Annotated in this window: 2 protein-coding genes; both read right to left on the reverse strand. The window is 50.1% G+C overall.

Annotation, left to right across the window (positions count from 1 at the left end; all coding sequences use genetic code 11):
• Positions 1 to 43 precede the first annotated feature (43 nt).
• Complete coding sequence (locus ACKTRM_RS11200) at positions 44 to 6259, reverse strand: beta-ketoacyl synthase N-terminal-like domain-containing protein (RefSeq protein WP_012117920.1); 6216 nt, start codon at positions 6257 to 6259, stop codon at positions 44 to 46.
• Entirely contained in the window at positions 6256 to 12408 is a 6153-nt protein-coding gene (locus ACKTRM_RS11205; protein ID WP_012117921.1) for a type I polyketide synthase, read from the reverse strand. Before ACKTRM_RS11205 ends, ACKTRM_RS11200 begins: the two co-directional genes overlap by 4 nt.
• Positions 12409 to 12429 lie beyond the last annotated feature (21 nt).

Consider the following 12429-nt stretch of genomic DNA (forward strand, 5'->3'; position numbering starts at 1 on the left):
CCGCCAAAGCTTACGAGTAAACCCGGCGGGCGGATATGTGAAATTACGGTCTTGTTTTGGCGGGCTGCTTCAGCATCTCACCATGCACATTCAGTATCTTTTCCTGCAGCTGCAGAAAGCTGTATTCTGTCATTCCGTCTGCCGAATATAAAACGCCGCAAAATTCAGAAATCGTTTCGGCTGTGCTGTCTTCTGCCAATAACGTCATATGGTTGGATACCGCCACATCCATGATGGCGATGTTTGTCATATGCTCTTCCCACTGGCTCCAATAGTTGACGAAATCAGCGGATAAAATATCAGCCCTGATCGTAAAATACGGATCAAGCTCACCCAAGAAAATACCGTTTTTATTTCGGAAATAATAGCATGTCACCCCGTTCGGATCCGGAAGCGGCAGGAGTTCGTAATCAGTGATTTCGTAAGCGTCCTGAACGTTTATATTCTGCCTGATCAGATTTTTCACCAACGCGTCCGTCTTCGTTAACCCCCGCTGTTTGGCTTTTGCGATTAATTGCTCTAAAAATATGTCTTCATGAAGATCGGCATTCAGTTCATCACGATGAATCAAGGTTTCAGAAATGCGTTCCGGATGTTGATAGATTGGTGCAAATAAAGCCATGTTCACCGTCTGCAGCATCATATTTTTATCAAATAATTCATCAGGAATGTTTATTTCCCGCGCACCCGCCGAGTCAAAGGAGTCGAGCATGACGATTGACTCAACGGTTTCTCCAGCCAGCTGCAATTGCCGGGTGACTTCATAAGCGAGCATGCCCCCTAATGAATAGCCGCCTACATCGTAAGGACCCCGGGGCTGCACGGTACGTATGAGCTTAACGTAATATTCGGCCATGTTTTTAATGCCGCGGATCGGTTCCCGGTCTGTCATCCACCCTCTTGCCTGAATTCCGTAAAAAGGACGCCCGGTCCGTTCGGCAACAGGCTGGTACAGCTCCACTGCCCCCAGCGCGGAATGAAACCAGAAAATCGGTCTTCCCTTTCCACCCGGGTTAAGACAGATCAGCTCGGGCGGTTCTTGATCATCTGTCTCTTCTGATATATCGTTTTGTTTCGTATGTTCCCCATGTACTTCCTCGGTGTCTTTTTGGACAGAACCGGTCAGATACCCGGCTAATGTTGCGATTGTCGGATATTCATAGACCAGATTTGCCGTAATAGACGCTTGATAGGTTTTATTAATGGACTGAACCCATTCCACACCGATAATAGAATCCAGCCCCATCTCAATGAATGCCTCATGCTCATCAATATCTTCCGGCTTCAGAAACAGGATGTCCGCAAGGCTATCTTTGAGCTCTTTGCGCAAAGTGCCGTCAGAGATGCCGGCAAGGGGAGTTTCTGCTTCCGGGATTTGCGGACGTACAGCTGTTTCCTCCGCTTCAGCATACTCGGGTTTCTTTATTTGTCCCGCTATATATTCCGCAAGCTCTTCAAGCGTCGGGTGTTCATACACCTTATTGGCAGTAACCTCAGTGTGGTACGTTTTATTTACTGATTGTATCCATTCAACCCCGATAATGGAGTCAAGCCCCATGTCGATGAAAGGCTCATCAGCATCAATATCTTCCGGTGACAAAAATAAAATATCTGCCAGGCTTGTCCTCAATTCTTCAAGCAATGTTCTATTGTCTTCGGAAACGGCTTTTTCTGGCTGCTGGACAGAAACAGTACAATCCAAAGGCTGTAACACGATCGGTTTTTGCAATGTCTCCGGTTCAAACGCTGTCATTTCGATCTCAGTTAAAGGACTCAGAGAAATCAGCCCTTCATGTTCAGGCTGCGGCGAAGACGGGAGAACGGTTTGCGTTTCAGACTTTTTCATGGCTTGGCCTGGTAAAGAACTGTTTACATCAGCCGCCCAATACCTTTCTTTTAAAAACGGGTAGGCAGGCAGCGGCGTTTTATAATATTGTCCTCCGTCAAAAAGCCGTGTAAAAGGAAGATCATACCCTCTGCAAAAAAGGTCAGCGATATGTGCCAGGTTTTCTCTGTACTGTGCGGGCGAAGCCGCCGAGCGGCACTGTTCAATGCATTCCATTCCGAATGTTTTCATTCCGGCTTCTTCTGCCGGCTTCTGATCCTTCAAATTGGACACAAACACACCCGGAAGCTCTCTTTTTACAAGCCACTCCGATAATACCCGCTTCAGTTCGTCCGCACTGCTTACGATACAGGCAAACCGGTGATGTAGATGCTTTCTGCCGAGCAGGAGCGTATAACTTATATTTCCCAGATCGCTGTCTTTGTTCTTGCTGAGTGAATCCAGCAGGCGTTCTGCCTGAATTTCCAGCTGACGCTCCGTCCGCGCAGATAAAGGAATGAGGCAGACTGGTTTTGCCGGCGACCGGCGCACGGTTTGCGGCGCCTCTTCAATCACAAGATGGGCATTTGTTCCGCTGAATCCGAATGAACTGATGGCGGCTCTGCGCGGTGCATCCGGATTCCGTTCCCACGGTATCAGCTTTTCATTCACAAAAAACGGGCTGTCCGCAAATTGAATATGCTGATTGGCTTGATGAAAATGCAGGGAAGCCGGAATCTGCCGATGCTTCAGCGACAGCAGGATTTTAAACAGTCCGGCCATCCCCGCGGCCGCAGCGGCATGTCCGAGATTGGTTTTCACAGAGCCGATGGCGCAATATCCTTTTTTATCCGTATAGCGGCGGAAAGCGCGCGTTAAGGCGCCGAATTCGATCGGGTCGCCCAGTGCAGTGCCCGTTCCGTGAGCTTCCACCATTTGAATGGTTTCCGGATCAATGTGAAAAGTATCATAGACATGACGTTCCAATCGTTCTTGAGAAAGCGCGCTTGGAGCGGTGATTCCGTTTGTAGCGCCGTCCTGATTCATTGCAGATCCTTTTATGACGCCGTACACATGATCTCCGTCACTAACGGCGTCGCTAAGACGTTTCAGCACCACCGCTCCCACGCCTTCACCAGGCACGAACCCGTCCGCGCTTTGATCAAACGTATGGCAGCGTCCGGTCGGTGACAGCATATTCGCCTTATTTGACGACTGATAAAAAGCGGGGGTGGATTGAATGAAAACCCCGCCCGCCACCGCCATTTCCGTTTCTTTCGTCCAGAGCCCCTGACATGCCAAATGAATGGCTGTCAGCGAACTGGAACATGCCGTATCAACAGTGATCGCCGGACCTTGTAAATTAAGGTGATAGGCGATCCTTGCCGGAGTGACGGAATTATGATTGCCCCAAAACGCCTGCGCGGGCCCCTGCTGTTTAAAAATGGCCTGGTAATCTCCGCCGCAGGAGCCGGCATACACGCCGCATTCCCGGCCTCTTACCGAGTCTCCCGCATATCCCGCATCTTCAAGCGCTTTCCATGATTCTTCCAAAAACAGCCGCTGCTGAGGGTCCATATAGGTCGCTTCACGTCCCGATATATGAAAGAAAACGGGGTCAAAACATTCAATGTCCTCTATAAAACTGCCATACTGGCATTGGCTGTCAGAGACATCCCATCTGTCTGCTTTTTTAATCAGATCCCGTCCGGCGGCTAAGTGTTCCCAAAACTCATGGAGATTCTCCGATTCAGCAAACCGCCCGCTCATCCCGATAATCGCGATCGGTTCTTTTTCAGGTAACACAGCTGCTGATTTTACTGTATCGGCCGGATCCTTTTGTTCGGGGCGGTACGTCATTTGATACGGCTCAGAAACGCTGATGACGATTTTCCCGATATTTCCGCGGTCATCCAGACAGTGATACGCTTCTTTTATGTCTTCAAAGGAAAAGATTTTTGAGATGACAGGCTGAATGACTCCCTCTTCCGCCAGCCGCTGCAGTTCCAATTGATAGTCCTTGACCTGATCCGGATTTTGAAGGGACAGCTTCCGCAAATCCACGCTGTGAAACGATTGATTGTTATGAAGGACGGACAAGTCGACTGATTTAGCGGATTTCAGCGCAGTCATGGCAATTTCGATATATCTTCCGCCCGGCGCCAGGCAATTCATTCCTTTTTGCATGGCATCACCGGCCAGGGTATTAATGACAACATCCACCCCCCGGCCGCCGGTCATTCGCATGATTTCCGTTTCAAAATCTTCTTCTAAATAGCAAATGGTATTGCGGACCCCGAGCGAATGCAAATACTCAATTTTTTTCTGTGATCCGGCCGTGGCATATATTTCCGCGCCGATATGCCGGGCCATTTGCACCGCGATCAGCCCCGTTCCTCCCGTCGCGGTCTGAATTAATATTTTTTCGCCTTTTTTAAGTCCGGCTTTCCGGAAGGCGTCTATCATGGTCACCGCCACGGTGGGAAGAGCGCATGCTTCTTCAAAGGTCAGCCGGGCCGGTTTATGATAGACTTGATGTTCTTTACATGTGATGAGATTCGCCTGAGATCCAAATTCCTCTCCCATGCCGACAATCACTTCATCACCTGGAATGACGGATGTTACATGCCTCCCTGTCTTGATCACGACGCCGCTTGCTTCAAATCCCGGAGTGAACGGATAAGGCGGCATCGTCGGGTACAGCCCTCTGACACAAAGCAAGTCTCCGAAGTTTAAAGAAAAGGCGCGGACGGCTATTTGAACCTCGTCATCTTTTGTCTCGGGCACTTCACTGCGGGCAATCGTCAGATCTTCAATGCCGCCCGGACGGTCAATCACAACCCGGAACATTCCCGAGTCATCGGACTTTGCGAAAGAAGGCGGCATACGTTCTTGTTTCGGTTTCTGATAACCGTTTTCCTTTCTTTCCGTCTGCAGAGGTTTTTCAGCAGGCCGTTCTTCCTGAAGCGCCGGGCGGATTTTCGCTCTTTCGGCCTTCAGAGACGAGGCTATGATGGTTTCGTATTCTTCCGAGATATAACCGGTCAGCAGTTTCACATGATAGTAATCAAATAAAATCGTTGTCTGCAGTGTAAGATTCAATCGCTTATTAATCTCGTTAATCACATTGACGGCCAGAATGGAATCAATGCCGTATTCAGAGAAATTCAGTTCTTCCTGAATATCCTCTTCTTTCATTTTTAATACATCGGCAATACTTGTTTTGATGACTGAGCGGACATGGGAAGCGACCGATTCCCCATCAGCCTTAACAGCTTGATGCTCCTCTGGCGCGCGGCTGCGGGAAACAGGCTGCGCGGGCTTTCGGAAAACTTCGGCCGGGGCGGCGTATGGCTTTCTGCCGTCTCTGATCCCTTGCATCCGGACGAGTCCGTCACTCTCAGCTGCGATAATCTGCTGGCCTAAATTATGAGCCGTTTCAGCAGCGAAACAAACCGCTCTGTATCCTTCCGAATGCAGCACACGTTCCCACGATTTTGGATATAAGCCGGGACTTCCCGGAATCCGAAGCTCAGCATCCTCATAGGACCACCAGCCGTCAAGCAGCCCGAAGGTTAAATGGGTAAAAACAGAACGATCGCTGATTTCGTTTATCAAAATCATCCCGTTGTATTTCAGGAGCGCTTTCAGGCGGCGCAGTGTCAAACCGATATTTTTTGTGGCGTGAAGCACATTGGCGGCGATGACAATATCGTAAACACCCGTTTTGATATTTTGTGATTCGCAAGGCTCCTCCGCATTAAACAAGGCTGTTGTCAAATACGGCACATCAGGTCCGTATTCCTGTTCGGCATGCATTAAAAAAGCTTTAGAAACGTCCGTATAACAATATTCCGCAATCTGTTTTGCAAATGGTTTCAGTTTTGCAAACAGCATGGCGCTCGTTCCGCCCGTCCCGGCCCCTACTTCTATCAGCCTGATGCGGGCATCGGGGTGTTCTGTAAGATAGGCTTTCAGGTAAGCGGCCGCGGAATCTGCTAACACTTCATTAAAATAATCCGCGACAGGATTATGCTTATAAACACCTTCAACGAGCCGCATTGATGAATCGGGAAATACGATATCCGTAGCCGGACGTTCTCCTTTTAAAATGGAAGGCATCGCTTTTATCGTCGCCTCGGCCAATTCAGCTTGCGCAAGCTCCCCATTGGGAAGCAGGCGTTTATGGGCATTCCACTCATTCCAGACTGTGCGGCCGTCCGGACGCTGATCCGTGAGGAGGGTGATCGTGTATCCGTCATACGCGATATATCCGTTTTCTTTTAATAGATTCAGGCTTTCTTCCAGCCATCTGCCGTATGTGCCGATCACGCCGGCGCTCCGCATGGATGCTGCAGGTGTAGTGACAGGCTCGCTGAAAAACCCGATTGACTGTAATTGGTAAAAGAGCAGTTTGCAAAGAAGTCTGTTCATATGCGCAACTCCATTTCTCGTTTTAAAGTCTCAAGCCGTTCATTCCGATCCGGATTTTGCCGCTTGACGCTTTCCATAAATGAAGGCTTCGGGCCGGATACAACCGATATTGCATCTTGATCCGTCAGCGCGGCTAAGCCGTGCGGAGCAGCTTTGATGAATGCCGCTTGGCTGAACGGTTCTGATAGTAAGACTTCCAGCGCCTCCATTGCTTCATCGGGTTCAATAGAACCGATCCCTGACGCCTCCATCCGTTTTCTGTAAGACGGGTCTGATACAACACCCAGACTGCCCCAATATCCCCAATTCATGACTTTCACTTCACAATCAAGCAAGGAAGCGATATGGCGGGCAAAGGCGTCTTGAAATGTACACCCTGCCGCATAGTTGCTTTGCCCGGCATTTTTTGTGAAAGAATTAACGGATGAGAAAAACAGCACAAAATCAAGCGGTTCTCCCTTAAAAGCTTCGATCATTCGGACGCTCGTATTCACCTTAGCTGAATAAGCGTTTCTGAAAGAAGCTTCATCCATATTCGCCATACTTTTGTCGGCAAGCGTTATCGCGGAATGGATGACTCCCGTTATATTGCCGTATTGCTCTCTTACGGAACGGACGGCCGCTTTAAGCGCTGCGGCATCTTGAGCATCAGCCTGTATATAATGCGGCGCGGGGCCTGATAGCGCCAGCCTGTCTATTTTGCTCTGAATCTCCTGATCCTTCGGCCGCCTGCCGATCCATATCATCCGTGCCTTGTAACGGGTGATCATGTATTTGCTCCATGCTTCTCCGATGCCGCCCGCTCCGCCGATGACAGCATAAACGCCGCCTTCTCTGTACGACATACGCGGAGCGGAACTTGTCAGCACCCGGACTGTTTTTTGCTTGTGCCAAGCTCCGTTACGGTACGCGGCAGCATTTCCGTCCGGATCTGGAGGGAGGCGCCAGATGTCTTTCATTTCAGACGAATCACTGCCTTCTTCTGCATCAATCAGCCTGATGTCCCAGTTCGGATATTCTTTTGCCAATGAACCGATCAAACCGTGTACGCCTGCATGCTCAGGCTGCGGCAGATCACCCGGATACACGGACTGTGTCTGCCGGGTCACCGCCGTAAAGCTGATGTTTCGGTTTCCATACCCGAGTGACAGCAGCGCTTTGATGAAACGGAAACATTGAATCACCCCATTCTCCTGCTCATCAAGCATTTCCTGACTGACGGATGCGGGTGCGAAACGATCCGGCGCAATCCATAAGAAATGGCGGATATCCTGATACCCGGCTGTCAATTCACGTAATGTTTGCTCGCTTGAATGATCCGGCGTCTCCGCCAGATGGGCGCGGGGCCACATTTTTGCCGCATCCTTTATGGTATTTCCCGGCTTTCCGATGATCAGCAATTGTTCCTGATCAACCGCTCGATTTTCTTCCAGAGAAAAGAAAGTTTTGTCCCAAACAGGGGCAAGCATCGCCGTCTGAACTTCCTGCCGTTTGCTTTCGGTTTGGTTTGTCTGCCGGACAGCCCGGCAGGAAAATCCTGTTAATCTCATACAAACAGCGCCGTTTTCATCACATAAATCAATATCCAGCGTCAGCGCTCCGTTATCTGACCGATCGCTCTGTTTGCGGACAAGCGCCCACATCGTTTTCTGAGTCGGCAGAAATATTTCTGCCTGCCTCAGGGAAAACGGCAGCATCGGAGTGTCTCCGGCAGTATCTGAACCGGCACCCAGTGACGCCTGAAACGCGGCATCTAAAAGACTCGGATGGATGACAAACTGATCGGCGGTACTGTCTGCCGTTTCCGGCAGCGACAGCCGGGCTGCAGCACCCCTCTCTCCGATCATCAGCTGATCAATTCCTTGATGGCTCGGCCCGTATATCATACCCGCATGCCGGAAAGCCTGATAAACCTCATCAGACGTCATAACCGATTGGCTGCAGCCGGACAGCCAGCCCTCTAAGTGAACTGACGGAACCGCTGCTATCTCTCCTGATACCGCGGTGCCTTTACTGTATATAATCCGTTCTCCCCCGGGTTCTTCCGATAGGCTGTAAATCGTAAATTCAATGTCTTCATTTCCCTTAAGGATAAGACTGATATGGACTTCTACATCCGTCCCCTTATGAACGACAGGCCTCATCCATATGAGATCTTTCAAATACATTCCTTTACGTCCGTCCGGCACAGCGTATGCGGCACGCTCAACGGCCGCCCGGGCCATTTCGATCACGGCGGCTCCCGGGAGCACCTTCTCCCCATTGACTGTGTGGTCAGTGAAAAAGAATTCCCGTCCGGTAAAAACGGATGTGAATTTCAGCTCCCACAGATCGGATGTGTTTTCATGAAGCAGCGGATGGATCACCGTTTTGCCGTCATTCCGTTTTGAAACCGCCTCGGCTTCATCTTGAATCCAGCATCTGACCTTTGCAAACGGATAGGCGGGAAGGCTGATTCTCCGGGGTTTTTGTCCCGAATATAACAAGTTCCAGTCCACATCGACTCCCTGCACCCACATGTTCAGCAAATGACCGTACTTTCTCTTTTTCAGCCATTTGACCATGGCTTCCTGCAAATCTTCATCAGATTCAAACACAGCCACTGTCTCATGATTTCGCTTCGCCCGCCCCCTGTAAAGATGCGGTGCGTTTTCATTTTCCAAGTACGATCTGAGCTTGTCCTCCAGCTCCTTAAGAGAGTCCGCAATGAAAGCCAGCCGCTCATCCATCGCTTCCCGCCCCGCTTGTAAAGTGTATGCGACATCAAATAAGTCCGGCTTATCCGTATGCTTCTTTTGAAGAAAAGCAAGAAGGCGCTCCGTGTATTCTGTCAGACGCTCCCCATTTTTCGCAGACAGCAGAATGACAGCCGGCTCTTGGCTGCTGATTGCTTGTTTGACAGGAGCCTCATATTCTTCAATAATGATATGCGCGTTAGAACCGCCCGCACCAAAGCTGCTGATCCCCGCCCTGAGCGGCTGTTCTGCTCCGTCTGCTGCAATCCGTTTCCAATCTGTTAATTCCCGGCAGACGGAAAACGGTCCTTCATCAAATTGGATATTCGGATTTAAAACATCTGCATGCAAAGATGGGGCGATTTGTTTGTGCTTCATCTGCAGCAGCACTTTTGTGACAGCGGCGATGCCTGCTGCAGATTCCCCATGTCCGATATTTGATTTGACAGACCCGATGAGACATGTTTCAGGAACATCACCGAATGCATCGGTTAAAGCCCGGATTTCAATCGGATCGCCTAATTTCGTCCCTGTCCCGTGCGCTTCCACATAGCTGATCTGGCCCGGAGATACCCCCGCCTCCTGTAAAGCTTGAGAAATGACTTCGCTTTGCGCCTTGGGGTTCGGTACGGTGTAACCGCTCGCTCTCCCGCCATGATTAATGGCAGCTCCTTTAATGACGCCGTAAATCCGATCTCCGTCTTGTACGGCGTCTTCTAAACGTTTAAGAAGCAGCACCCCGACCCCTTCTGCCGGAATATAGCCGTCACCCCCGGCGCCGAAACTCCCGCAGTGTCCTTTAGATGAGATGAACTGCCCCTGGCTCAGCATGAAGTACTTGTTAGGATGAACGGTGAGATTCACTCCGCCGGCAAGCGCCGCGCGAATCCGATGATCCCGCAGATCCCGGCACGCCATGTACAATGAAGTCAGCGAACCCGAACACATCGTATCGACCGAAATGCTCGGCCCTTGAAAATCACAAAAATAGGAGACACGGTTAGCAATGGATGAAATCCCGCCGGGGAGCCCGATATGCCGTCCTTTCACTCCTGCTTCAGCCGCGAATAGCGGGTATTCCTGATACATGACACCGGCATACACACCTACCTGACGGCCCAGTTCAGGTGATGTCCTCGTATATCCCGCATCCTCCATGGCCATCCACGCATGCATTAAAAACAGCCGTTCCTGAGGATCAAGGTGTTCCGCTTCACGGGGGGAAATCTTAAAGAACTCAGGATCAAAATCGGCGATCCCGTCAATGAATCCGCCCCATTTGCTGTAGATCGCTCCCGGCGCCGTCCGGTCCTCGGAAAAGTAATGTTCCCATTTCCAGCGGTCTTTCGGAATTTCGGTAATACAATCCTTTCCTTGTTTGAGATTTTCCCAAAACGCATTGATATCATCGGCCTGCGGATACTTGCCGGAAATCCCGACAATGGCAATATCCAGCGGTTTTCCTTTCGTTTTCGGACGGTTTTGATTCCCGGACGGGGCAAAAGACGCATTTTCAAGCCGATTTGGCTGAAGCACTTCTTTCACAGACGCGTTTTTCAATTCCGCCAGCTGTTCCCCGGTATGACTGAGGACTGCGGCATCAAATGAGAGAAATCCGTCTTTTTTATGTTTGATTGTATTCACCACATAAACGGTATCAGACATGACAGGTCCGTAAAGCGTCAGCCTCTCAATCATGAGCGGGACGTGAATCCGCTTTTTCAGCTGCAACTCTTCTTCACCGAGCGACATATAACAAGAATTCAATATAAGCGGGTCAAATGCAAAGTGACGCAGATCGCCTTTTTCTTTTTTTCCTGATAAGTCCAGCTGCAATAAAAAGGAGCTCTCACTCATTTTGTATCCCGCCGTTACCGTTTTCAGCATCGGGCCTATCATGAAGCCGGCAACCGAATCGTACAGACGGGAAATAACATCCGGCGCTACCTTTTCTGCATGCGCCTTCATTTGTTCAACGTCATATGATTTTTTTACGGGTGCCTCTATACCTCTGCTTATTTCTCCTTCGGCACACGTCTTCCGGCTTTCTTTACCGGAGACAGTGCAGCTTGCGGTAAAGCGTTCGGCACTCTTTTCTGCCGCAAATGAAATGTCAATCTGTGCGGCCTCTCCCGGCTCCAGCGTGACGGGCCCGCCCGTAAAGCGGATATCTTTCAGCTCGGCGGGATACGTGCCGGAATGAGACGCTCCGGATGCTTCAAGCACCAGACACGGATACACTACACCCATCAGTGCCGGTTTGCCGAAAACCAGATGATCCTGAAGGAATGCTTCATGTTCATAGAAAGTAAATGTCTGACTGACTGATTGCGTTTCAGAGACCGGTGCTGCATCCGCGACAAGGCCGGAAGATTCACCTGTTCCTTTTGTTTTTATGTCTTCAAGCAGTTCGGATATGCTGCTGCACTCAAATAAAAGAGTCGGATTCAGCCGCAGATCAAACGCCCCTTCGATGTCTTTAATAATGGCCAGAAGCTGTGACGATTCAAGGCCTAATTCAAAAAATACGGTGTGCGCATCATTTCTTGTGACAGGACGGCCTACGTATGTTGAAAAAATGCGGTATAAGGTTTCCTCCATCTGCTGAACGCCTGGTATCAGCTGCCGGTCTGTCCGCACCTTTTTGGCTGTCAGGCCGAGCAGTGAAGCAATATGCGCACCGCTGAGGTTGTAAAAGTCAATATCCATTTTCACCATTTCAGAAGGCGTGCCGGATTTTTTCGAAATCACCGCGTAACAGCGCTCCGTAACGGTTTCAGCGGCAATAAACGAATCATAATAAATCGGTAAAAACAAACCGGCGCCTGCAGCTGTCTGCAATACGCCGGAGGCCATGGCGGCACCGTCCATCAGCGCGGGGTGAAAGAGAGCGCCGGGGAGATTTTCCTGGCATGAATCAGACTGCCGAATATCAAGGAAACATTCCTCTTCATTTGCATAGATCTCTCCCTCCGGCTTCATCAGCCCGTCATGCGACAGTCCGCGGCTTCTCGCGTCTTCGTAAACCGTATGCAAGGAGACTGATGGAAGCGCAACTTGTTTTTTCTCTTCCGCGTCAAGGCGCTTATCTGATAGGAAAACCCCTTCATGCACCTCCGCTGATAAGAAAACCGTCCCGGAATCCGCCCCGCAAATCGAGGCAGTCCAGAACTCCTTTTCTTTACTGAATATGACACTCACATCAAGCCGCTCTGACCGTTTCACTGATAAAGGATGATAAATGGTCACCCGTTTCAGACAGATGGAACGGAATGAAAGATCAAGGCTTTGCTTTGCCAGCTGATACAGCATATCAATATAGGCCAGACCGGGCATGACAGATTCTCCGTGAACAAGATGGTTTTTCATAATGGGATGTTCTGCCGTCAGGCGCAGATTCACTGTTTTTTTCATGGTTAGTCCCCTTTTAAAAAC

Source organism: Bacillus sp. D7-8, assembly GCF_052055895.1.
Taxonomy (GTDB): Bacteria; Bacillota; Bacilli; order Bacillales; family Bacillaceae; genus Bacillus; species Bacillus velezensis.

Coding starts and splice junctions, on each gene's coding strand:
- ACKTRM_RS11205 (WP_012117921.1), bottom strand. CDS start 12,408: ATGAAAAAAACAGTGAATCTGCGCCTGACGGCAGAACATCCCATTATG.
- ACKTRM_RS11200 (WP_012117920.1), bottom strand. CDS start 6,259: ATGAACAGACTTCTTTGCAAACTGCTCTTTTACCAATTACAGTCAATC.